The 24,592-nt window shown below is 35.5% G+C and carries 24 protein-coding genes; 18 read left to right on the top strand and 6 right to left on the bottom strand.

Annotated features, from left to right (window positions below):
* The first annotated feature begins 79 nt into the window (after positions 1-79).
* Together MKY71_RS17505 and MKY71_RS17500 are read left to right on the top strand one after the other, a co-directional pair.
* The gene (locus tag MKY71_RS17505) at positions 80-637 is read left to right on the top strand and encodes a hypothetical protein (protein WP_340716711.1); all 558 of its coding nucleotides are present in this window, start codon (positions 80-82) and stop codon (positions 635-637) included.
* Between the two features lie 147 nt (positions 638-784).
* Complete coding sequence (locus MKY71_RS17500) at positions 785-1,192, top strand: hypothetical protein (RefSeq protein WP_340716710.1); 408 nt, start codon at positions 785-787, stop codon at positions 1,190-1,192.
* Between the two features lie 352 nt (positions 1,193-1,544).
* Here the strand turns inward: MKY71_RS17500 and recJ are convergent, their stop codons facing one another.
* Positions 1,545-3,215, bottom strand: coding sequence for a single-stranded-DNA-specific exonuclease RecJ (gene recJ, locus MKY71_RS17495; RefSeq protein WP_340733499.1), 1,671 nt, complete (start codon positions 3,213-3,215; stop codon positions 1,545-1,547).
* A gap of 736 nt (positions 3,216-3,951) precedes the next feature.
* Here recJ and MKY71_RS17490 point away from each other — a divergent pair.
* The 6 genes from MKY71_RS17490 to MKY71_RS17465 all read left to right on the top strand — a co-directional run bounded on the left by MKY71_RS17490 (position 3,952) and on the right by MKY71_RS17465 (position 11,972).
* A complete protein-coding gene (locus tag MKY71_RS17490) occupies positions 3,952-4,386 on the top strand; it encodes a hypothetical protein (RefSeq protein WP_340716709.1) in 435 nt (144 codons plus the stop codon).
* A gap of 288 nt (positions 4,387-4,674) precedes the next feature.
* Positions 4,675-5,154, top strand: a complete 480-nt coding sequence (locus MKY71_RS17485) for a hypothetical protein (RefSeq protein ID WP_340716708.1) — start codon at positions 4,675-4,677, stop codon at positions 5,152-5,154.
* A gap of 265 nt (positions 5,155-5,419) precedes the next feature.
* On the top strand, positions 5,420-6,226 hold the full coding sequence (locus MKY71_RS17480) for a TnsA endonuclease N-terminal domain-containing protein (RefSeq protein WP_340716707.1): 807 nt from the start codon (positions 5,420-5,422) through the stop codon (positions 6,224-6,226).
* Positions 6,227-6,246: 20 nt separating this feature from the next.
* Positions 6,247-8,430 (top strand): Mu transposase C-terminal domain-containing protein, encoded by a 2,184-nt coding sequence (locus tag MKY71_RS17475; protein ID WP_340733498.1) that lies wholly within the window; start codon positions 6,247-6,249, stop codon positions 8,428-8,430.
* On the top strand, positions 8,411-10,120 hold the full coding sequence (locus MKY71_RS17470; RefSeq protein ID WP_340716705.1) for an ATP-binding protein: 1,710 nt from the start codon (positions 8,411-8,413) through the stop codon (positions 10,118-10,120). The genes MKY71_RS17475 and MKY71_RS17470 overlap by 20 nt, the downstream gene beginning before the upstream one ends.
* Positions 10,089-11,972, top strand: a complete 1,884-nt coding sequence (locus MKY71_RS17465; protein WP_340733496.1) for a TnsD family transposase — start codon at positions 10,089-10,091, stop codon at positions 11,970-11,972. The genes MKY71_RS17470 and MKY71_RS17465 overlap by 32 nt, the downstream gene beginning before the upstream one ends.
* 51 nt (positions 11,973-12,023) lie before the next feature.
* On the opposite strand, the gene MKY71_RS17460 is transcribed toward MKY71_RS17465, so the two are convergent.
* Complete coding sequence (locus tag MKY71_RS17460; protein WP_340716703.1) at positions 12,024-12,734, bottom strand: type II toxin-antitoxin system VapC family toxin; 711 nt, start codon at positions 12,732-12,734, stop codon at positions 12,024-12,026.
* Positions 12,735-12,737: 3 nt separating this feature from the next.
* Entirely contained in the window at positions 12,738-12,968 is a 231-nt protein-coding gene (locus MKY71_RS17455; RefSeq protein WP_340716702.1) for a hypothetical protein, read from the bottom strand.
* 536 nt (positions 12,969-13,504) lie between these two features.
* On the opposite strand from MKY71_RS17455, the gene MKY71_RS17450 reads away from it, so the two are divergent.
* The 6 genes from MKY71_RS17450 to MKY71_RS17425 all read left to right on the top strand — a co-directional run bounded on the left by MKY71_RS17450 (position 13,505) and on the right by MKY71_RS17425 (position 18,090).
* Positions 13,505-14,617, top strand: coding sequence for an ABC transporter permease (locus MKY71_RS17450; protein WP_339174309.1), 1,113 nt, complete (start codon positions 13,505-13,507; stop codon positions 14,615-14,617).
* Positions 14,618-15,295: an ABC transporter ATP-binding protein gene (locus MKY71_RS17445; RefSeq protein ID WP_340733494.1), complete on the top strand. Its 678-nt coding sequence runs from the start codon at positions 14,618-14,620 to the stop codon at positions 15,293-15,295.
* A gap of 121 nt (positions 15,296-15,416) precedes the next feature.
* Positions 15,417-16,121: a ZIP family metal transporter gene (locus MKY71_RS17440; RefSeq protein ID WP_340733493.1), complete on the top strand. Its 705-nt coding sequence runs from the start codon at positions 15,417-15,419 to the stop codon at positions 16,119-16,121.
* 99 nt (positions 16,122-16,220) lie between these two features.
* Positions 16,221-17,150, top strand: a complete 930-nt coding sequence (locus MKY71_RS17435; protein WP_340733492.1) for an aminoglycoside phosphotransferase family protein — start codon at positions 16,221-16,223, stop codon at positions 17,148-17,150.
* 20 nt (positions 17,151-17,170) lie between these two features.
* Positions 17,171-17,380 (top strand): ATPase, encoded by a 210-nt coding sequence (locus MKY71_RS17430; RefSeq protein ID WP_339174301.1) that lies wholly within the window; start codon positions 17,171-17,173, stop codon positions 17,378-17,380.
* Positions 17,377-18,090, top strand: coding sequence for a class I SAM-dependent methyltransferase (locus tag MKY71_RS17425; RefSeq protein WP_340733491.1), 714 nt, complete (start codon positions 17,377-17,379; stop codon positions 18,088-18,090). Before MKY71_RS17430 ends, MKY71_RS17425 begins: the two co-directional genes overlap by 4 nt.
* A gap of 267 nt (positions 18,091-18,357) precedes the next feature.
* On the opposite strand, the gene MKY71_RS17420 is transcribed toward MKY71_RS17425, so the two are convergent.
* Positions 18,358-19,125, bottom strand: coding sequence for a sulfite exporter TauE/SafE family protein (locus MKY71_RS17420; protein WP_340733490.1), 768 nt, complete (start codon positions 19,123-19,125; stop codon positions 18,358-18,360).
* A 99-nt stretch (positions 19,126-19,224) separates the two neighbouring features.
* Here MKY71_RS17420 and MKY71_RS17415 point away from each other — a divergent pair, with 99 nt between their 5' ends.
* Entirely contained in the window at positions 19,225-20,112 is an 888-nt protein-coding gene (locus tag MKY71_RS17415; protein ID WP_340733489.1) for a LysR family transcriptional regulator, read from the top strand.
* A gap of 121 nt (positions 20,113-20,233) precedes the next feature.
* Positions 20,234-20,662, top strand: a complete 429-nt coding sequence (gene psiE / locus MKY71_RS17410) for a phosphate-starvation-inducible protein PsiE (RefSeq protein ID WP_339174290.1) — start codon at positions 20,234-20,236, stop codon at positions 20,660-20,662.
* 42 nt (positions 20,663-20,704) lie between these two features.
* Here psiE and MKY71_RS17405 read toward each other — a convergent pair whose 3' ends face one another.
* Complete coding sequence (locus MKY71_RS17405; protein ID WP_340733487.1) at positions 20,705-20,836, bottom strand: hypothetical protein; 132 nt, start codon at positions 20,834-20,836, stop codon at positions 20,705-20,707.
* A 353-nt stretch (positions 20,837-21,189) separates the two neighbouring features.
* Entirely contained in the window at positions 21,190-22,158 is a 969-nt protein-coding gene (locus MKY71_RS17400) for a DMT family transporter (RefSeq protein WP_340733486.1), read from the bottom strand.
* 129 nt (positions 22,159-22,287) lie between these two features.
* Between MKY71_RS17400 and MKY71_RS17395 the strand changes: the two genes are divergently transcribed.
* Positions 22,288-23,148 (top strand): LysR family transcriptional regulator, encoded by an 861-nt coding sequence (locus MKY71_RS17395; protein ID WP_340733485.1) that lies wholly within the window; start codon positions 22,288-22,290, stop codon positions 23,146-23,148.
* A gap of 211 nt (positions 23,149-23,359) precedes the next feature.
* The gene (locus MKY71_RS17390; protein ID WP_340733484.1) at positions 23,360-24,544 is read left to right on the top strand and encodes an amidohydrolase; all 1,185 of its coding nucleotides are present in this window, start codon (positions 23,360-23,362) and stop codon (positions 24,542-24,544) included.
* Positions 24,545-24,592 lie beyond the last annotated feature (48 nt).

Genomic DNA, 24,592 nt, shown 5'->3' with positions numbered 1-24,592 from the left:
CAATTACAGCAGCGTTTTACTTGAATAAGAATTGTTGTAACTAAACTGGACAAAATAAAACTAAATAATATTTAGGGTGATGAAGTTGAATAAAATTTTTCCTCTTTTCTTATATTTATTAAGTTTCTTAATTTTGGGAATAAATGATGGACATGTTTCTGGGAATACAAACGATATTCCTCCACCTTTTGAGGAAATATATCCTGAAATAGGGTACAAATCGGTAGATGCAGCAGTAGACGATTTTGAACAACATTTTAATCAAGAGCTTATGTTACCAATAAGAGTACCACCAATTAGCTTTACGCATTACTGGGGCAGGTTTAGTGATTTAGATGGCGAAGCAAATGACACTCTTGAGGTTACATTTATAAGTGAACATTTTCCTAATAATCACTTTAAGATTGATGTGCGACCTATTCAACATAAAATCCCGTTTGAAAAGTATAAATCTAAAGAGATTAAATTAAAAAATGGGAATAATGCAATATATACTGGAGATTTATTCCTTGGTTTTAAATTGTTGATATTCGAAACAGATCATTGGCAATATGTGTTTAGTGTTGATGAAGATGTTTCCGATGAAGTAACACCTGAAATACTCGTCCAAATAGCAAATTCGATTGATTCTAAATAATCCTTATTTACCTAACGCTTTAGTGAAACAAGTATTTATAACGTATACAAAACAAATCTTAATAACTCCCAAATGACACTTTTGGGAAGGATTTTGAACCTATATAGTGTAATATAGATATATACAATTATTGGAAGGGGGATATTGGTGAAAAAGAAATTAAGTTTATTTTCACTATCAGCAGTATTGGCTTGTGGTATTTTTACATTTTCAAATAGTGCTTATGCAGTTACACATTTGAAAGAATTAAAAGACGACTATTATTCTACGGAGGTTCAAACTCTAACAGTTTTAGATTCCCAAGGTGTTTCCTACTTAACTACGGAAGAAGATTTACACACACCTTCTGGATTACCTATTTATAAAACTGAAGTATATTATGCCAACTTAGATGAATTAAGACAACAACCTGAGTTATTCGAATTTAAAAAAGATGTTGAAGGGCATTTGTATAAAGGTACTCTAGAATTATATCAAACTGAAATAGAAGACGACGGTAGCTGGAAAGCTATGTATAGCGGGGTAATTTCTAGAGTCGAATCGTCTAATGAATAACAGTTCCAATTTATACAAGTTGTATTCAAATAACGTTCCCAAATGAAAGTTTGGGGATACACAAAAAAAGCAGGAATGTTGTTAAATCAACGTTTCTGCTTTTACTATTGGTACATTGCTTATGCATAGTTATATGCATTTATATAAAATTCCCTTTTGGCCACGGTTTAAGCATGTTTTTGGGGACGCTGCGTCATTGACTTTCTTGCATAAAATCATGCATATCCCTATTGTTGCAAATCCACATTGTTTTTCATATTTTTCTTCCATCAACTGAACCTGTTAAGAAGAGTTTTTTATTTATGCCAAATTAACATGACCCTAATTCTCAACTTTTGGTCATGTTTTTCTTTTAAATTGACCGAAGATCATGAATGAGAAAGTTCTTATCTTTCCAACAATTGGGCGTATATAAAAATTCGAGTGAAGACCATTTATCTTGTAAATATCGGCCCTTTGAGAATGCCAACAATTCTTTTTTATGAATGGTTAACTTAACGTGGTCGTTAAGCTTTCCGAATAGTTCATATTTTAAGTCGCTTGTCATTGGGCAGTAGAAGATAGGTTTCGGATTTCCCATACCGAATGGCTCTAATGCAGCTAAATCATTGAATAACATCTGAGGGAATTTTTTTATATCCATTTGATTAATATATTGGATGATGGGTTGTTTTATAGGTTCATTTTCAACTACTAATTGAATCGCTCTTCTGAATGATTCGATTTTATCCATTTCAATAGTCAATCCTGCCGCACCTTCGTGACCACCATATTTTACTAAAAACTCCGAACAACTTTTAATTGGTTGAATAATTGAGAAATCCGTTCCTTGCACCGTTCTTGCTGAGCCTGTTCCTGATTGAGTAATAACGATGGCGGGTTTTTGAAAATTCTCTGTGATTCTTGCTGCAATGATTCCAATAATTCCATGGTGAAAGTCACCTTCAACAACAATAATTCGATCATGATTCCAGCCGTTTGTTAAAATTATTTCTTCAGCTAATAGATATTGGTTCTTTGATAAAGTCTGCCGTACACTATTTATTGCAATTAAATCTTTTAGTTCTTTTTCACTCGTATGTGGATTCGTCAACGCCAAAGTGGCTCTATTTGGATCGTCAATTCGTCCAATCGCATTAAAAATAGGTGCAATTTGAAAACCAATTTTTGAGCTATCAACATACGATATACGAAGCAAATCGATTAGTTTTTTTAAAATCGGTTGAGGATTGCTGTTCATTTTATGAATTCCAAGAGTACAGATCACCCGATTTTCTCCATCTAATGGCATTAAATCCGCAATTGTCCCAAGTGCAGCCATCTCAACAAAATCCCACATGTGTTTTTCCCAAGATAACGTAGCTGTAACTTGAAACAACGCCTGTACTAATTTAAACGCAACCCCTGCTCCAGAAAGATTTGGATACGGGTATAAATTATCAGATCTTTTCGGATTGATAAAAGCATAACAATCGGGATGTTTACCCAATATTTCGTGATGATCTGTAACAATTACCTCGATGCCTTTTTCTTTTGCCGCTTTCATTGCATCATGAGCACTTGAACCATTATCTACGGTAATGATAAGTGCGATTCCTTTATTAGATATTTCTTCTATTGCTTTGGTGGAAATGCCATATCCTTCGTGTCTAATCGGTAAGCGAATTGACACATCTGCCCCAAAAAACTTTAAACAAGTATATAAAAGTGTAGATGAGCTAATACCATCCAAATCGTAATCGCCGAAAATCAGAATTGATTCTTTACGTTTCATTGCTTGAATGATGCGTACTACTGACTTCATCATATCATTCATTAAAAAGGGGTCATGTAAATGATTAATGGAAGGGAATAAAAATTTCCATACTTGCTCTTCTGTTTTGAACCCTTGTTTATAAATCTCATACATCAGAAGAGGATCTAAACATGTACTTCTCGCTAAATAATGAATGAGGTTTTTATTGGGGTGCGATTCTAACGAAGGATTTACTTCTATCCATGTTTTCGTGCTTTTATAGTTCATCAATAAACATCTCCAATGAAGTTTTTTCCTCGACTGTTTTGTTCATATGAATGTCATGTTTGACAAATTTTAAAAAGTTTATACGTATAATTCTTTTCCTTCTGGGAAATAAGGATTACTGATAAAAATTCGGCATTAGTCGAAATATCCATTCTCTTAAAAGACTTAAGGAATGAATTAGAAATATATTGAACTAACGGGTGCTTAATGCAAGAAGAGGAATTCCGAAATGTAGAATGATAACAAAGACAGGTAATTACTTATTTAATTGTACAATTTAATTAAAAGCACGATTCAACTTTCAGTTAACGGGTTCGGTTGATGGGGAAAAAACATTAAATAGCAGCATATTTGGGACACCAATTCATATATAAATTGGTGTCCTTATTTTTGTTGTTATATCAGAATCCCTAATGATTTAACACCTTAATTAGCACAACAATTCACATACAACTTGGAGAGACCACATAAATTTATGCGGTCTTGTTAAACTCTATGTCAAAACGGGTGTTAATTGTTCGCTTAATATCAAACTGAATTCTTTCTTCTAAAAGGGGAATAGGAAATTTATGTTAAAATAATTATATGGTAAAATTGAACAATTCTGAAAAAGGTATTAGCGTTCGGGTGCATTTCCCCATCAACCAAACCTATTACTATTTTATGAGTCTTTTTTGCTTTGAAACTCGTATAACTGATAAGTAAAAATATTTTAAAAAAAGAAAGAGGGATGAGAATGTCGAAAAAAATATTGGTTATATTGCTTGGTGGGATAATATTGATTTTAATTTTGGTATTTACTTTTCTGCAAAAGAACAATAATGTTACATCGGAATGGGAAGGATTTTATCTAGAACAAACAAGCAAAACCAGTGCTACGCAATACGCGATCTATTCTATTGATGGGACGCTCGTAATAAAAAATTCATTTATGCACCCTCCTCGTATTATTGGTTCTACCAAAGAAGATTTCAACAAGCATTTTACAATCACTGAAACGGAACTAATTCCTGGAGAGTATAAAAAATACAGTGTATTAAAGAACAAAGACACTTATACGATTAAAGTGAAGGGAAATCCAAAATTTAGTTATACTTTAAATAAAGTTGCACCAAGAAAATACAGAGGTGAGGATGGGATTGAATATTCAATTGGTTTTTATTTGGAATAACTTCCTCCAGGTAATTCCTCACTTCCCATCGGGTAGATGAAATTTAAATTAGCTAATAAAATACAGCAAAAAACGCTCAGAAACTGAGCGTTTTTTATTGTCAATTATAGTGTTAGTGTAGCTGTTGAAATATACGCTGATTAACCTGTTATTTACGTGGTTAATTGCACTTTTCTCCCCATCAACCGAACCCGTTAACTTTCAGTGGATTGTTTTTTGTTTCATTGAAGGGATTTTACAACAACAAATAGAAATCAGAAGGAATAACAAATATTAGGGGGAGGAAATTTGTATACTGAAAACATTAGGCGTGCTATCAAAGTAATGGAAGATGAACAATACGAGGAATTCTTAATTAAATTGAGGAAAACCTTAAAATACAAACTCAATACGGATGTAAAGCCTTCTGAATTAAAAAAACAAGTAGAAAATTTTTTGCAAAATAAAATAGAAAAAATATCGATTAAATATCTCGAAGGGTATCTATTAACTTTGGACGAACTCTCTGTGGATGGTGGTTTTAAAGCGATTTTTCAGGGGAAAGTTACCGCTGCCAATACTTGGAGAGACTTATTAATTATTTCAACTCAAGATCAACCATTGCCACGAGATATAGATATTAATCTTGATGATGATCTATTAATAAAAGAAATTAAAGTATTGTTTATCAATGCATTAAAGTATTGTGCAAATGAAAACAAAGAAACGTTCCGAAATAATGTACATATCATTAATAGCTTTTTATCTATTCGTAAGGACTTGGAGTAATAATCCAAGTCCTTTTTAATATTATTTTTTAAAAACACGTTTATGTAGTTTATAATTTACATTTTTGGATAAAACTTAATTTTATAAGTAAATTGTATTTTACCTAAAAAGTGCAAAAAAAATATATTTTCTAAAAAAGGTTATAAAAAATAATTGTATTTATATCTTTTGTGATTTTTTGACTATCTCAAGCTAGAAAATTTTACAGCATGAAAAGCAGAATAGTACTAACTAAGATAGGAACAGACAACCAAGATGAAAGGCAGTGATAATTATCGCAAAAAGGAACACGCAATTAACGGAAAAGAAAATTGCCCAAATGGAAAAAGAAGGCCGTGGTCAGGGAACGGGGGCGAATTATAAGCCTTGGATAAACATTCAAGACTTCCCGTCTAATGGATTAGCCACGAGAGCCAAAGGTTGGAAAACAAATCGAATTCATCAATTCTTATCCAAATTAGAACGCGATTACTTTTATGTATTAGAGTGGAATCGAGCTGTTGTTGATATAAGAGAACAATATCCACTTACGCGAGAAGATACGCTATTCATCGCTGAAAGTAAAGGGTTTAAACACCCAACAGATCCCAAGTCACAAATTCCAATCGTGATGACCACAGATTTCCTTATCACATTATCTAATTCAGAAGGTACTACCCATGTTGCAAGAACGATAAAGCCATCACAGGAATTAGAAAACGAAAGAACCATAGAGAAATTTGAAATTGAACGGTCCTATTGGGAACAACAAGGAGTTGATTGGGGGATTATTACGGAAAAAGAGCTACCAAAGAAATTAATAGAAAATGTTGAATGGCTTCATTCTTCTTATTTCGAAATAGAAGACTTACCAATTTCAACTCTCCATACCTATACCGAACAAATGAAAACTTTCATCAAAAAATACAATACATCAATTATTGAGATGGTTACGGAATTTGATAAGAAATTCCAGTTAGGTAACGGTATGGGATTAGAAATTTTAAAGCATTTAATTGCACACCAAGAACTAAAAGTAGATATTAATCAAAAGATTCATACGCACCTTTGGTGTGAAGATGTATTTAAATAAATATTACTGAATAAGAAGGAATGAATTTAATGTTTGTCATTAATGACATTATTAGTTTTGAAGAGGCGAATGGTGAAAAACAATTAGAGCGTATTCTATGGATCGATGAAGGTAATGTAATTTGTTACACCATTAATATTGAAAATGAAAAAGCATTACCAATTAAGCGGAAAGTCTCAGACTTGCAGCAATTATTTAATGACCAATTGCTAACGTTAGTCGATAACGATCCTTATGCCTTTGTCTATCAAGATGAGAAACAAATTTCAGACAAAAATAAAACACTGCGAGATGAACGATGGAAAAGTATCGAAAGCATGGTTTTACAAGAACCAGATATATATGAAAGAGATAAAAGGGGTCAGCTTGTTCGTTTCTCAGTTGAAAACACAGGAAAAAACAAACGATTGTTTTATAAGTACATGGTTCAGTATTGGCAAAGAGGCAAAGTAAAAAGCGCATTGTTACCTAATTATACGAACTCTGGAGGTAGAGGGAAAGAGAAAACTTATAAAGATCAGAAAAACGGGAGACGAAGAAAGTTTGAAACGATAATCGGAAAAGGAGTTATTGTCACTGATGAAATTAAAAGAACGTTTGAAGTTGGCGTGAAAAGGTTTTATCATACCGTTAAAAAAAATTCTTTAGCCACGACGTATGATTTAATACTTAAAACCTTCTTTGTGGCAGATTATCGTTATGATAATGGTGTAAAGAAACCCATTCTGTTAGACCAAGATCAAATCCCCTCTTTTAGACAGTTCCGATATTGGTACGAAAAGACTTATCAATCTGAAGAAAAAATTCGTAACCGAAAAGGAAACCGAAAATATGAATTAAACCATCGGGCTGTATTAGGTACTTCAGTTGGTGATTTATATGGACCAGGAACGAAATATCAAATTGATGCAACAGTTGCAGATGTTTATATTGTTAGTTCATTTAATCGGAACTGGATTATTGGTCGTCCTGTCATTTATGTAGTGATTGATGTGTTTAGCCGTATGGTGGTTGGATTATATGTCGGGCTTGAGGGACCATCTTGGTTTGGAGCAATGATGGCACTTGCTAATACCGCTAGTGATAAAGTTTCGTATTGTAGACAATACAGTATTGAGATTGAAAAGGAAGAATGGGCTTGTCATTACCTACCCCAGACATTCCTTGCTGACCGTGGCGAATTGGAAGGCTACAATGTTGAGCGTCTTATCTCTGCTTTTAATATAAAGGTAGAGAATACACCGCCATATCGAGCAGATTGGAAAGGAATAGTTGAGCAACATTTCAGAATCATTAATATAACTGGTATCAAACCATTTCTTCCTGGCGTTGTGGACACAGATGTAAGAGTTAGAGGAGATAGAGATTACCGATTAGATGCAACGTTAACATTAGAGGAATTTACCAGCGTTATCATCAAATGCGTTCTCCATCATAACAATCATCATTGGTTAAAAAATTACAATCAGGATGAAATGATGATTCAAGATGAAATCTCACTTATTCCACGAGAATTGTGGAATTGGGGTATTAAGAATCGCTCTGGTAAACTTCGTTCGTACTCAGAAGATATTGTGAAACTGCATTTGCTACCGACCGCAAATGCCCGTGTAACGTATAAAGGAATTGAGTTTAAGAAAATGCGTTTTAGTAGCGATACAGCATTGAAAGAGAATTGGTTTGGGGAGGCAAGAGAAAAGAGTTGGCAAATTCCAATTTGTTACGATCCACGCGACATGTCCCGTATTTATTTGCCGAGTGAAGATGGTAAAAGTTATGAAGTAGCCACATTGTTAGACCATCATAAGAAATACGCAGGTAAGACAATGGAAGAAGTGGAGTATTACTTTGCTTACGAATTGTTAAAGAAACAACAGTTTGCACATGAAGAAACACAAAACAAAGTTGATTTAGCAAGTGATATTGAACACATTGTCCAAAAGGCACAGAAATCTCTAAATCAAGAAAAAATTGATCTGAGCAATAATCAAAAAGTAAAAGGAATTCGTGAAAATCGCTCAATAGAAAAAGAAGTAAAGCGTAAAGCAGAAACCTTTTTATTGGCAGATGCAAATCGACTGGAACAACCCGATGTACCTGAACCGATTATGGAAGAAACAATTACCCAACAAAGCGTTTCAAAGATTGAATTATTACGTCAAAAGCAAAAGGAGAAATTAAAGAATGCAAGAGTTAGTCACTAATGATAGGCAACTGTTGTACGGAAAAGAAATAGTAGACGCTATATATAGTGAACAAATTGTACAAGATTATGAATCTAATCCTTTAATTGAGGCACTGCCGCCAATATTTACGGAGGATGAAGTAATCGAACAATTATCAGTTTTTCCATCGTTTGATGAAAAAGAACGTGTTCTAAACCCTAATTATCGTTTTCATTGTGTCCAGAGATTATTTCAATACTTTCAACCATTTGAAACGCACTTAGATTTAGAACAACGCATTTCAAGAGCCATTCGTCAAGGATACTTGCACCGAAACCCAATGAAGAGAGAAGAAGTCATGCGGGTGCATGAGAGTTATCAAGCGATAAAAGCAGGGAAATTTTTAAAAAACTATCAAACCGAGGTGAAACGAACAGCAGCTGGATTTACGATTATTGGTCTTTCGGGTATTGGGAAATCAACGGCAATTGAACGGGTTTTATCTTTTTACCCGCAATTGATTAAGCACCGTGACTATAAGGGAAAACCGTTTATTTTCACACAAATTAGTTGGATGAAGTTAGAGTGCCCTTTTGATGGATCATTGAAAGGGCTATGTATTAGCTTTTTTTCAGAATTAGACCGATTATTAGGTTCCAACTATTTAAATAAGTTCGGTGCTCAGCGAAATACGACTGATTTAATGCTTCAACGAATGGCACACCTTGCAAGCCTGCATGGGGTTGGATTACTCATTATTGATGAAATTCAGCACCTCAGCCTTAGTAAAAGTGGCGGTTCGGATAAAATGCTAAACTTTTTTGTCACGCTGGTGAACACCATCGGCATTCCTGTTTTAATGGTTGGTACCAATAAAGCGATTTCTATTTTGCAAAGTGAGTTTCGTCAAGCAAGACGGGGAAGCGGTCAGGGAGATATGGTCTGGTCACAAATGCCAAAAGATACGTCATGGGAGTTATTTTTGGAGGGGATGTGGGAGTATCAATGGACAGCTGATTACACACCTTTGACTGAAGAACTCAGTGATTTTTTATACGAAGAGAGTCAAGGGATTATTGATATTGCAATCAAACTTTTTATGCTATCTCAGGTCAGTGCAATTTCGACTGGCACAGAAAAAATAAGCAAGAAAATAATCCAACAAGTGGCGAAAGATAGTCTGCGATTGGTTAAACCAATGTTAGATGCTTTGAAGTCAGGTATTCCAAGTGAAATTGCCAAGTATGAGGATATTCGTCCCATTGATATAGATGAAGAAATGGAAAGATACAAAGCTTCCGTTGACTTGCAAGAAAAAATTCGCATTCAAAAGAAATTGCAACAGCAGAAACGACAAAAAATGAAGCAATCTCTTTTAGAAGATATGACTTTGCAATTATTATCAATGGATTTTGAACCAAAGGAAATTGAGCGTGCTGTAAAAAGCGTATTAAACAACTTTGGAGAAGATGTCGAAAAACCGACGTTGCTAAAAGAAACAGTAAAACTCCTAATTGACAAGGATGAAATGAAGGCGGAAAGCAAAGCTGTGAAAAAGAAAGCAAAAACAACAAGCGAAAATTACTTGATTCAATTAATGCAAGAAGCAAGGAAAAAGAAAAAGTCTGTTCATGAATACTTTTTGGATAAAGCTATTATTAAACAACCATTAGACGAGTTCTGGGAGGATGAAGATGATGTTGAATTGGTTTCCAACGCCGTATCCTGACGAATTATTGTATAGTGTTCTAGCAAGGTACCATGTTAGGTCTGGAAATATAAGTCCTAAAGTGACAACTGAAGAACTGTTTGGAAAAAGGACAATTAGATCAGTTTGGGATTTACCAGCAAACTTAAACATATTACTCAATCAAACAGGGTCTTATTGGAATACGGATCAGTTAATTTTCAATCATACAATGTATCCGTATTATGCTGCTTTTTTATTACCAAAGCAAGCTGATCAAGTAAAGCAATCCATGATTGGCAATAAGGGTAGCACGATTCATACTCGCATAGGCGTTTCAGCAAGTAATGTGAAATTAAAATCTCACCTTTGGGTATGTAGTGATTGTATCAAAGAAGATATGAATACTTGTGGCGAAACGTATTGGCGTCGTATTCATCAATGTCCAGGTGTTTATATTTGTCCTAAACATGAAACGGTTTTAGAAGAAACAGTTGTTTCTACCAAGGCTATCAATCAGCATGAGTATGTAATTGCAACTTCAACGGTAGAAAGGAAAAAAATGAATACCGATGGATTAAAGGAAGATGAAGTTCAATTGTTATTAGAAATTGCAAAAGCATCTTATGCGTTATTAATAAACAGTCATCTTCAAAAAACGAATAACACGTTGCAGCAAAAATATAAAGAGTTTTTAAAGCAAAATGACTATGCAACTTCAAATGGCATTTTAAAACGAAATCGATTATACACCAGCTTTAGGGCGAAATTCTCTGAGCGTTGCTTGGAACTTTTACAATCTACGGTTGTATTAGAAGAAACTGATTGGCTTACTATGATATTCCAAAAGCACCGTAAATCCTTTCACCCGATTCGGCATTTATTAGTCATGTTATTTCTAGATACCAATTTGGATCATTTATTAGATAAAAATAAGTATCAGCCCTTTGATAAAGCTCCGTGGTTATGTTTGAATGTAGCTTGCTCAAATTTTCAGAAGTCTGTTGTTAAAGAGTTAACAATAACAATCGACTACGATACGAGGAAGCCAGTTGGAACCTTTCGATGTGACTGTGGTTTTATTTATTCAAGAAAAGGACCCGATAAAATATCGGCAGACAAATATCGAATTGGCAGGATTAAAGAATATGGACATGTTTGGAAAGGGAAACTAACTGAATTAGTGAGTGAGGGTAAATCACTTACAGAGATTTCGAGAGATTTGCATGCTGATCGTGCAACAGTCAAAAAATACGCTGCCGAGTTGGAGTTGATTGTTCCTTGGAAATCTCCCAAAAATAAAAAGAAAAACACTAATATTCCTTCTGAAGAATATGAAAATCAGCTTGCTGAAAGAAAGAATAAATGGTTGGAAACTCAAACGTCATATCCTGAAAAGTCGAAAACGGAACTCAGAAGATTGGTACCAGATGTTTATGCCTTTTTGTATCGAAACGACCGAGAGTGGTTAAATGAATTCTCGCCAAGTAAGAAAAGAGTTCTGCCTCCTAATTACCGAGTGGACTGGGAAAATAGAGATGAAGAAATGGTGAATGCTTTAAAGAAAGTGGTTCAAAGTTGGGATGTTGCTACTGATAAACCTACAAGAATCACAATAACTTCTCTCGGAAAGGAAATAAACCGATTTTCGTTATTACAGAAGAAAGCGGACAAGCTACCAAAAACGATGGATTTTATCCGTAAAGTTTCAGAGGATGTAGTAACCTTTCAAAAAAGGCGTATCGAATTCTGCATAAAAAAGTTAAAAGAAGAGGGTGAACCAATTATCGAATGGAAAATATACAAAAAGGCAGGGCTTCGACCGACGGTTTCGGGTGAAGTTAAACGGTATATTTCGCTTAGGGTAACTGAGTATGAATCCACTAATAATTAATCTTTGAGTAAACAAGTCACCCTCAATTAAGAGGGTGACTTGTTTTAAAAATCATGCTATTTTGTCAATTACTAAGGGCACATTCAACGAAAGTCTAGGGTGAGTGAAATCACCATCAAGAGTTATAAATTTATCACATCCATTATTGATTGCAATTGCTAAATGTAGTGAATCAGTAGAGTCGAGTTGATAATTTAGCTGATAATTTATAGCGTTTTGTAAATCATCCACATTTGAATCCAAATGTGAGAAATATACTCCTTGTCTTTCAATGATTAGGATTATCCCATCATATAAATCCTTCGCTTTGTTATAGAAACAATCCAATAAATGAATTTTATTTTCATTTGATTTTGCTTCCTTTATTAGGTCAGGAATATATAAACTTTCTGGATTTTGCTTATAATAGGTAAAATTATGAGAAGCTGTTTTATTGAGATATTGGACTGCTTCTAATTCTACAAGATAACCCCTTTCTTTCTCAGGAATAAAGTCAATTCTTCCATTTTTTTTATGTATTATAGATTGGTATCGACGGAAAGTTGACAACGCCCTCTTGACGATAAATTTGAAAATATTGTTATAGACTTCAGTATAAACGTGATTACTAATTGTGTATGTCACATTACTTTTTCCAGATTCTCGAATGAAATCAATTACAGCTTGATATCGGCTATCGTTTGCTTGTGTCATTGTTAGAAGAAAACAAGCATCTACGTAATATTTAGATGCTTGAGTTCCCATAGGATTGTTTTTAATCATTTTTTACCTACTTTGCTTATAAACATCCATCAGGTTTTGGCCAAAAGCATTTCCATCTAAACCTAATGCTTTGACCATTTCATGAATGTCGTTGGATTTAAGTGATTTAATTTTTTGATTTACCGTATTATCAACTTTTTCAGGGGGTTTAACTGGGATATCTATTGTCAAGTCCACCACTCCTATTTTTTTATTATTTGTAAAATTATACATTTTTTTAAAATGTTTGTCCATAGGGATCGACTCCTTTTTACACTTATCCCCTATTTCATGGATTTTATTCAATATATGCTTGGTTTCTTTAAAAATGAAAAACTCCTTTATATTAAAACGTATGAATGCAAGTTATGGCGTTCCATAGTTCCCGACTTTTTTGTCATGGAATAAAAATGAGTGGTTCCCGACTTTTACTTTTAGTGTTTGTCATATTGAACGATAGAATGCGGGTTTGAACATATCATAGTTCCCGACTTTTTTGTCTTTGAACATTCGCTTTTAAGTAAGCAAACGGTTTTTTATATTACTATAACGAGCAACTTTCCGGAAAATATTTATATAAAATAGTAAATAGTTTATATAAAGTTCATAATAAAGGTCTATACTAGAGAACGGAAATGGAAGAAAATTATATTTATCCAATTTTTAATAACTGTAAATTAATATTGAACAATAGTTTTTAAAAATAGGATAATTTATTTAGAGGTGATCAGTTTTCTAGTAATTAGAACAATTGAAGAATCGGTTCATATAAAAACTAAGGAGGATTTAAAATGTTTTTAGCAATTAAAGAAATGAAACACGCCAAAAAACGTTTCATGATGATTGGCGCAATTATTATGCTTATCGCATGGCTTGTATTTATTTTATCAGGATTAGGTAATGGCTTATCATCATTAGCTGCAGCCACAATGAAAAATATCGACGGAGATCTTTTTATTTATGAGGAAGGCTCTGAAGCAACAATGATGAAAACAAAGGTATCAGGTACGATTGCCGATGATGTGGAAGGACAATTTGGTGTAAAAGAGGCTGCTAAATTTGGACAATCTACTGTTATCGTGAAGTCACCGGATGCGAAAGATAAAGTGGACGTCGCGTTTCTTGGAATCGAACCAGGGAAGTTTATTGAGCCAAAAGTTGCTTCAGGTAACCAGTTATCTGCTGAAGACAAAATGGGTGTAATTATCGATGAGTCATTACAGGAAAAAGGCTATGAAATCGGCGATAAAATTGAGGTAACAAGCTCAAGCATCGAATTAACAGTAGTCGGTATTACAAAAGGTGAAACATTCAACCATTTACCAAGTGTATTTGTAAACGTAGACGTTTGGCAAAGCTATGCATTTGCAGCACCAGGATCAGATAATGGCCTAGAGAGCCCAGTAGCAATGATCGCATTACAAGGTACAGACATTGACGCTGAAAAAATCGAGGACAACTATGCTGAAATTGATACATTTACAAAATCTGAAGCTGTAATGGGTATGCCAGGTTATAAAGAAGAAAGCGGCACAATTTATATGATGCTTGCCTTCCTATTCATTATTTCAGCTGTAATTATTGCAGTATTCTTCTATGTATTCATTTTACAAAAAACACAACAGTTTGGTGTTATGAAAGCAATTGGTGCATCAGACAGCTTTATTAAAAAATCAATTATTTCTCAAGTATTCGTGTTATCACTAATCAGCATCATTGCCGGCATTGTATTAACGTACTTGACTGCTCTTGTTTTTCCAGAGGGAATGCCGTTTAGCTTAGACTTTAAAATGGTTATTTTATATGCCATTGTGTTATTAATTGTATCTGTTTTAGGTTCTGTTATTTCAGCCCGCCAAGTGACAAAAATTGATCCTTTAACAGCGATTGGGAGAGTGGAATAAATGCCAGGTTTAGTACTGAAAAATGTAACGAAAACATTCAAAGAAGGGTCTTCTACAGTAGATGCATTAAAAAATGTATCGCTTACAGTAAACCCGGGTGATTTCATCGCGATTATCGGTCCATCAGGTTCAGGGAAAAGTACACTTTTATCGATTGCGGGAGCATTACTTCAGCCATCGACAGGCGAAGTACTTGTTAACGGGACTGATATCGGCAAGATGAAGGAAAAAGATTTATCGGCTTTTCGCTTAACAGATGTCGGTTTCATTTTACAAACATCGAACTTAATTCCTTATTTAACAGTGTTAGATCAGTTGTTGCTTGTACGTAAAATGAAAGGCAAAGTTACAGTTGAAGATACAAAATTTGCAAAAACATTATTAACAGAATTAGGATTGGGCGATAAGTTCAACAAATTCCCGAATGAATTATCTGGTGGGGAACGTCAACGTGTTGCGATTGCTCGTGCGTTCGTGAATAATTCAAACATCATTTTAGCGGATGAACCAACAGCAAGTTTAGATTCTAAGCGCGCATTTGAAGTTGTAAAGCAAATCCGAAAAGAAGTTAAAGAACGTAACAAAGCAGCAATTATGGTAACCCATGATGAACGTATGCTGGAGTTCTGCGATAAAGTTTATCGTATGGAAGACGGAATTTTAACTTTGGAAGCATAATCAAATTTAATAATCTTTACCGTATTTAAAGTAAGCTCATACTTTAAATACGGTTTTTTTATTTTCATAAATTCCCCTTACTAACCATACGACTAACTATACTCAGTGAAAGGTGATATCGATGTGGCTACTAGGGTTTTTATGGACTTCTGCAGGTATATTCATTGGTGGCGTGCTCGCTTGGCTTTTTAAAGGAATTAACAAGAAAGCACATATTATTTATGCGCTTTGTACTGGGATTATTTTAGGTTTGATCAGTTTTGAGGTACTCCCGGAAGCGGTAGAGTCAGGCGGCTGGTTAAGTACGGTTATCGGATTCATTTTGGGGATGATGCTATTCAAATTGCTACATAGCAGATTGCATTTTAGAGAAGATAAAAGTCACACTGCAAAGAAATTATATATTCGAACTGGCCTATTATTGATGCTTAGTTTTGCGGTTCATAATTTACCGATTGGAATAACGTTAGGAGCCAATGAAGAACCAGGGCTTACAAAGGCCTTACTGCAAACTCTTTTATTTCATAGTATTCCCGAGGGAATAATTTTGTTTATGCCATTAGTTTTGGCTGGGTTAAGTCTATTTGCGATTTTATTAATTTCACTACTCGTATCGATTCCAGTTGCTTTAGGTGTTTTTATCGGTGGTTTTCTAGTTCATCCGTTCCTTAATACGATCTTCATGAGTTTCGCTATGGGGATGATCTTTACCGTTACCGTATCAGAAATCTTATATCCGGCACTTCATAAATCTACAGTACTAAAAGTTGTATGCTGCACATTAATCGGATTTGGACTAATCGGATATTACCTTCATTTACTTTAGAGTTATTAAAGGTGACTATCAATTTTAACTTATTTGGAAAATTATGTACTTGAATATGTTAAACTACTACATACAATCACGAACAAATGGAGGAAATTTATGGTCGATATAAAAAACTATGAATCATTCATGAAAATTGAAGCGATCCATAAAGGATGGTCGGACGATAAAAAGTACTATATTGAAACAGCTACAGATGAGAGGCTGTTACTGCGCATTAATGATATAGCAGAGTATGACAAAAAGAAAAGGGAATACGAAATTATAAGCAGTTTAGCTGAAAGAGGTTTGCCTGTTTCACACCCAGTTGATTTTGGAATATGCGACAACGGCAAAAGTGTCTATACGATTTTCGTATGGTGTGACGGTGAAGACGCGCAACAGATACTGCCGAACCTGACAGAAGCCGAACAGTATTCATTAGGGGTGAAATCAGGGCAAATACTGAAGGGAATTCACAGTATTCCTGCACCGGAAGAGCAGGAAGAATGGGCAACACGATTTAACCGTAAAGCGGACAGTAAAATTAAAATGTACAAAAACTGTGATGTGAAAATAGCGGGTGACGATAAAGTTATTCGGTATATTGAAGCGAACAGACACCTCCTCGAAGGCAGGGAGCAATGTTTTCATCATGGAGATTACCATGTTGGAAATATGATTATATCCCCCAAAAAAGAGCTATATGTTATAGACTTTAACCGCAGTGACTACGGCGACCCGTGGGAAGAGTTTAACCGGATAGTGTGGAGTGCCGATATGAGTCCGTACTTTGCCACAGGTCAGCTTAACGGATATTTTAACGGAACACCACCGATGGAATTTTTCGCATTGCTTGCATTTTATATAAGCAGTAATATGCTGTCATCCATTCCTTGGGCTTTAGATTACGGGGAAGAAGATTTGAACATCATGAAAAATCAGGCTAAAAATGTTTTGGAATGGTTTGACGGAATGAACAATCCCGTCCCAACTTGGTATAAGGGAGAATTAAATTTGGTTGATCAAAAGCTAGAGAGCAATAAATAGAATAGAACGGAGATGAAAAAATGGGGAAAGTATTTTGGATTCCACTAATTTCCTCCTTTGCGACGATAGCCGTATTATATTTTATCGGTTATTTAGCTGATATAAATTTTCTTATATTTAAAATTTCACTCTCACATACTGAAATAGCTTTGCTGCCAATCTTTGTGGGAGCAGCAGTAGGGATAATAACTGAACGGATGCTTAAGAGGAAGGAGGGGGAAGTTAAATGATTGCCTATTACTACGATCAGCTTCATACATGGGGAAAAGAGGATGACTTCTTCATGGAGCTTCTCCAATCAACAAAAGCTAAAAAGATAGCCGACTTAGGATGTGGTACTGGACGGGTAACGATAGAATTGGCAAAGGCGGGTTATGAAGTAACTGGAATCGATCCAAATGAAGAAGCCGTTCTTCGTGCTCAAAACAAAGCGCATGCACAATCGGTTTCATGGATAATCGGTGATAGTCAGGACCTGACAAGTAACTCATATGATGCAGTAATCATGACAGCGAATGTGGCGCAGGTTTTTATTTCGGAAGAGAGCTGGAATCGTGTACTGCAGGATGTATTTACAGCATTAAAGCCTGGTGGGCACTTTATTTTTGATGCGCGGAATCCTCAAGCAAAAGTATGGGAAGAATGGCAAAAAGATGAGACAGTAGACGAGCTTCAAGACGTTCATACAGGGGACCCGTTGCTGTACTGGGATGAATATGAAGGTCTAGATCGGAATGTTTTTACCTTTTATGAAAAAATCAAAAATGTTAATACGGATATTACATACGAAGCAAAGGTTCAGCTAATATTCCGTAGCTTTGAAGAAATTTCGTCCTCTCTTAAAGAAGCGGGATTTTCGACAGTGAACGCGTATGAAGATTTTAAATTACAGCCGGCTACGAACCAGGCAAAATCGTATGTCTTTCATTGTAAAAAATGATTTGAATGATAATAGAACAGGAGAGGATTTTTTGGATAACATACTGGAAAATGCTTATCAAATTTCGGGAGTGATCCTCCTCATATGTGGTGTATATTTTTATTGGCATTTTAAAAAGTTGAAGAAACAAAACAAGCTTACATCCTCAGAACGTGCGGTTTATATTATTACACGAATTGCGATGTTTGTTTTTGCAGGGAGCTATTTTCTTCTGTTTTTAAATAATTCATAATGGCTGGGACAGTTAAGTTTGTCCCAGCTACAGTATTAAAATAGTAAATCCGATATCACTTGGATAATTAAAAGGAAAAATATAATGGGGAGCAGAATTTCAACCCATTTTCCTTTTAAATAAGGAATGATTTTTAAACCAATATGTGAGCCGACAATCGATCCGACAGCTACCGGTACAGCGACTCCCCAATTAACAATGCCATAAAATAAGTAAAATAAAAAAGCAGTCGTACAGCTTGCAAACATTAAAAAGCGAGTCATTTCAGCAGCCATTACATAGCCGACTTGTTTCTTCAGAAAATAGGTAATGTTAAGAAGTGCAGACCCTGTTCCTAGCCCGCCATCATAGATGCTGATAAAAAACGGCGCGATTAAATTAGTTTTCTTTTCGATGTCCGGCTGCTCACTTACGACTTCTTTCTTCTTCCTTTTAATAACGAAAAAGAACATTACGATCAATACAGTACAGGCAACAATATTCATCGTCTGTTCCGCTAATCTTGTTGCTAAAAATGCCCCGCTTATTCCGCCGCTTGCAGCAATCAGCATAAAAGGAACCATTTTTTTCAGCGATACTCTTTTTTTCATTGTTAAAACAATAACAGTCGAAAATGAAGAAATGCCTGTTGCAAATTTATTAATCGCGACAGTAGCATGAATCGGAATTCCGACTAACAATAGAGAAGGAAGCAATACGAATCCAGCAGCCCCAAACATGACCCCTACAACAGAAGCAAGTATGCCAATAGCGAATAAAATGAGCCCGTCTACTGATAGCCACTCTATAAATAAATTCTCCATACAAATCCCTCCTAGTCTCAAAATACTGCTATACTACTCATAAAACAAATATATATATTTTGTGTATTCATAAATAGAAGTTATGAGTGGGGTGAGAAAATGAATTTACATACGCTAAGAATCTTCACAAATGTTGCGAAGCTAGGCAGTATAACAGAAGCAGCAAAACACCTTCATATCAGTCAGCCTGCCGTTACTGTGCAAATCCGTAAACTCGAAAGAGAAATCGGAGTTAAACTTATTGAAGGTAAAGGGAGAGGGATACAGCTAACATATGAAGGTGAATTTCTTTATGAGCAAGGGCTACGTTTATTTCATCTGGAAGAACAGATTGATGAAAAGTTTAAAAACTTTTTGGAAAAGAAAGAGAATATAAAAATCGCTTCTTCCTATATTTCAACGAATTATATTTTACCGCCAATCATTGCAGGCTATAAAACGGAAAATCCGAATATCGATATGTATGTTTCACTAGGAAATGTTCAATCTGTTGAACGTCTTGTTCTTGATTATAAAGTCGATTTTGGTTTCGTAGTGCAAAGCAATATAGGTCATGAAGATTTAAACTTCGAAAAAATAATGGATATTCCATTTTGGTTTGTTGTTCATCCAACACATCCTTTGGCAAATAAAGTAGTATCGATTTTTGAACTAAGTCAACATGATTTTATATATAGGGAACGAGGCAGTTCGACATTGGATTTGATGGAGGCTATTTTTTATACGCATAATTGCCCGTTACCGAGGTTCGGCTTACAAATAGAAGGTGTACTGGAATCGATTAAAGTTGTTGAAGCGGGATATGGAATGGCAATTGCTCCAGCATTCAGTGTAAAGGAAAAGTTATCGCAAGGCAGCATTGCACGCGTCTTTGTAGATCAGGTGGAAATCAGCCAGAGCCTGTTTTGCTGTACAAGAAAAGTGGATAAGATGGCGCATCCGTTTATTCAATATTTGAAAGAGAACTTAAGCAATTTAGATATTTAAATTGCTTTTTTTATATAAAAATCTATGCAAAAAAATTTTTTGAAATAGTAATCGCTTACAAAATTGACACACTTCAGATGATGGAATAATCTGAAAATATAACGTCTGGAGGTGTGAATAAATGAAATTTTTATCCAAACCTAAGCCTTATAAAGAAATCATTCCGAAAGTACTGCAAGTGATTTTGAATATTGGTTTAACAGTACTGGCGTTGGCTCTTTGCGTCATGCTCATTATCGAAATGGTCGAGCTTTTAAAATTCATATTCAATGGGGAAAAGCATGAATACAAATATTTTCTGGCTAAAATTTTAGTATTCTTCCTGTATTTCGAGTTTATCACAATGATTGTGAAGTACTTTAAAGAGGATTATCATTTCCCGCTCCGTTATTTTATGTATATCGGAATTACGGCAATGCTCCGGCTTATTATTGTCGAACACGATTCCGCAATCGATACACTCATTTTTGCAGGTGTGATTCTCATTTTGATTATTAGCTATTATATTATCAATATTACACCGAGAGAAAGGCCGAACAGAAAAACGTAAATTTCAACTTATACAAAAAGGCTAATCAATAAGGTTAGCCGTCTAGCCGTTGCAATCTAACTCCTGATAATTGATCTTCTCAACATTCAACTGCCACTTTCCGTTTGCATCCTTTGAAACAGCCATTTTTATTTTAATATCTTCAAATAAAATATCTCCATCTTTATATATCATCGTTACCCTAGCCACAGCATTTAAATAGCGTAAATCTCTATAGGAAGCTAACTATTTAACAGTTGAATTTTTACAATGAACTATAAAGTAGCAGAATTTCGAGGGTGGGACATAAGTAAAATGACCGTTAAATAACAGGAAGCCCTTTGTTAAATAACGGATATTTTGCAAAATTGATTGGAATGCAGGGCGACTCCTGCGGGAATAGCGTGACGCCTGAGACTACAGGCTCAGGCCACGCCCGCGGAAAGCGTCCCGGAATGGAAATCAATTTCAACGCTCAGCAAAAAAAAGCTATTTTTCTCTCAGAGAAAAATAGCTTTTTTGGATTATGTCCCAGTCGCTTATTGTAATTAAGAAACCCCTTCGCTCCATGTAGAACGTACGGAATGATTAGTCCTTTTCTTGTCACGCATTCTTAAATACATATTGTTAGATAGAAGTGCGATGATGATCAATACCGTTCCCACAATATCGAATACTGTTACCGCATTTCCCTGAATAATGGAAATGAACAGAGTTGTCACAGGAACAAAGTTGATGAAGAGTAATGCATTTAAAGGGGTTAGGTAGCTAACGCCAATGTTCCAGCCCAATAAAGCAATAACACCCGGGAAAATAATCATAAACAGTAAGTGGGGACCTACTGTGACTACATCATTAATAGCCGGTACCGGTACAGCGCCGAACATTGTTGCACCTAAAGTAACGAATAATGCCGTAACCGTTCCAAGTAAACAGCTCAATGTCGAATAGCGCAAAGCAGACCAATGACTGAATTCATTGGCACCCATTGTATAAATAACCCAGCCAACGACAGCAATAAAAATTAATAGTGATGGGATAAACTGACCCGTCGTGCCTAAAAATGCCTGGAGATCACCTTTTGTAATGACTAATACCGCCCCGACAAATGACAGCAATACACAGAGTAATGTAAATAGGGATGGCCGGTGTTTAAAAATCATCCATGAAATTACAATCGAAATCATCGGCATCAGCGATTCCATAATTGAGGCCGTCATAACACCTGATTGGCCGAGTAAATCTTCGCCCCAGAAAATAAGCAAATTATAGATTGTAAAGGCCATTGTACCGAAAAACCAAAGCTGAAGACCTTTTCCTTCCATACGGAAAGCGCTCTTTCCTTCTTTCCATAATAGCAGTGCAACCAAAATGATTGTTACAGCGCCATATCGGAAAATTGTAAAGTAAAACGGATCTATATGTTTAAACGCATCATGTGCTACCGGAAACATGGCACCCCATGATACTGCAGCTATAAAACAAAGAATGGAACCTATAAAAACACTGTTTTTCAATCTTCTTTACCTCTTTCATTCAATTAATATCTACATCATCTTACAATTGAAATGGTATCTCGTAAAATGAATAAAAAACATTGTTAATATCATATTTTTTGATACCATAATAGAAGGATGGTGAAAAGTGTGGAGTTTAAAGACTTGGAAATTTTCCAGCTCGTTGCAGATAAAGGTACGGTTACAGAAGTCGCAAAAGAGTTGAATTACGTACAATCGAATATTACATCAAGAATACAAAAGCTTGAAGCGGAGTTAAATACACCATTGTTTAACAGACATCGTCGAGGAATGATATTAACTCCCGAAGGAAAGAAACTGTTGGCCTATAGTGAAAAGATATTAATGCTGACAGAGGAAATGAAACGCGCCGTCCTGAATAAAGATGAACCAGTCGGCAAACTTGAAATCGGTACAGTAGAAACGGTTTATCATTTACCGAACATCTTGTCTACCTATATAAAAAGCTATGAAAATGTAGACTTGTCACTTGTAACAGGCGTCACTGAGAAACTAGAAGAAAAAGTATTGAATTATAAATTGGATGGTGCATTTATTACGGCTTCAAATGTTCATCCGGATCTTGAAGCATATGATGTATTCGATGAGGAGCTTGTCCTCATTACAGAACCTCGTAAGAAGACGTTGGAGGGGCTGAAAGATGAACCGTTCCTATGTTTTAAAAAAGGCTGTGGTTACCGGGCTCGTCTGGAAAAGTGGTATGAGCACGAAGGTGCGATGCCCGAAAAAGTGATGGAATTCGGAACGCTGGAAACAATTATACGCAGTGTTGCAATGGGACTTGGTGTATCATTTGTTCCGAAATCAGCGGTAGCTCACCTGGAAAAAAGCGGAGAGATTACTTGTCATCAATTGCCAAGTGAATTCAGCAAAGTGAAAACAGTCTTTATCCGCAGGGCAGATGCGTACTTAACGACAACTATTGAAAAATTTATTGAAACAATTCAACATAATCGACAGTTAATCTAAACATCATTCACTAGGGTTTAATGTTATAAATAAATTTAAAGCAATTGCTGCATTTTCATCGCAGCAATTGCTTTTTCTTTTTGACCATTTCTTACGAGTGGAAAGTATGATTTAAAGAGATATGAAGACATTATAGTTGTGCTTAAAAAATATGAAGGATTTATCTCATTTGATACAATTCATTTAAAATAGATGCTTAGGAGTGGTTACCATGAGACAAAAACTAATGGACATGCTGGAAGTTCGTAAAAATGAAATCATTCAAATCCGGAGACATTTACATCAGCATCCCGAAGTATCGTTCCAAGAGGAAAACACCGCACAATATATTCTCGATTTTTATAAAGGAAAAGATGTAGAAATTCATTCAAACGTAGGGAACGGTTATGGAATTATCGTTACGATTAAAGGCGGAAAACCAGGCAAAAATATCGGGCTTCGCGCAGACTTTGATGCACTGCCGATTACTGAAGAAGCCGATGTTCCGTTCAAATCGGTAAATGAAGGGGTCATGCACGCATGCGGCCATGACGGACATACCGCCTATTTGCTTGTATTGGCGGACTGTTTAATCGAGTTGAAAGATGAGATTGCAGGAACAATTAAAATTATTCACCAGCATGCAGAAGAAGTTCCGCCGGGCGGAGCGAAAAGTATTGTAGAGTCAGGGCTTCTCGATGATTTAGATAATGTTTTCGGGATTCACTTGCTGCCTATGGGACCTGCAGGATTTGTCGGTTATAATTCAGGTTTTGCGTTCAATGGCCGTGCGTACTTGAAACTGAAAATTCAAGGACGTGGCGGGCATGGTTCCTCACCGCATTTGGCAAACGATGCGATTGTTGCCGGTGCCCATTTTGTCACTGCAGCACAAACAATTATTAGCCGCCGATTAAGTCCGTTTGATATCGGTGTAATTACAATAGGATCATTCGATGGTAAAGGGACATTCAATGTCATTAAAGACAGCGTGGAACTGGAAGGCGATATTCGCTATATGACGATTGAAACGAAAGAAAAGATTGAAGCGGAAGTAAAAAGATTAGTAAGAGGTCTCGAAGAACAATTTGGTGTTACTTGCGATTTGACGTATGAAAATGACTACCCGCCATTATATAACGATCCGGAGCTAACGGCGAAAGTCGCGGGTTATTTAATAGATGCGGATGATCCGGACATTAAAGAGGTGAAGGAAGTACCACCAATGTCGCCATCTGAAGACTTTGCCTATTATGCGGAAAAGTTCCCTTCTTGTTTCTTCTATATTGGCTGTACGCCAAAAGGAGTGGAAAAACCTTTCTACAATCATCACCCAAAATTTGATATCGATGAGGATGCACTTCTAGTAGCAGCAAAAGCAGTGGGACAGGTTGTTGCCGGCTACTATGAAGAATAAAATTTATAAAAGTTTCGGATTCATGCCGAGGCTTTTTTTATTGGATAA

This window comes from Solibacillus sp. FSL W7-1324, from assembly GCF_038008025.1.
Classification (GTDB): Bacteria; Bacillota; Bacilli; order Bacillales_A; family Planococcaceae; genus Solibacillus.
Note: the sequence above shows the minus strand (reverse complement) of the source record. Positions and strands in the feature narration are given on the sequence as shown.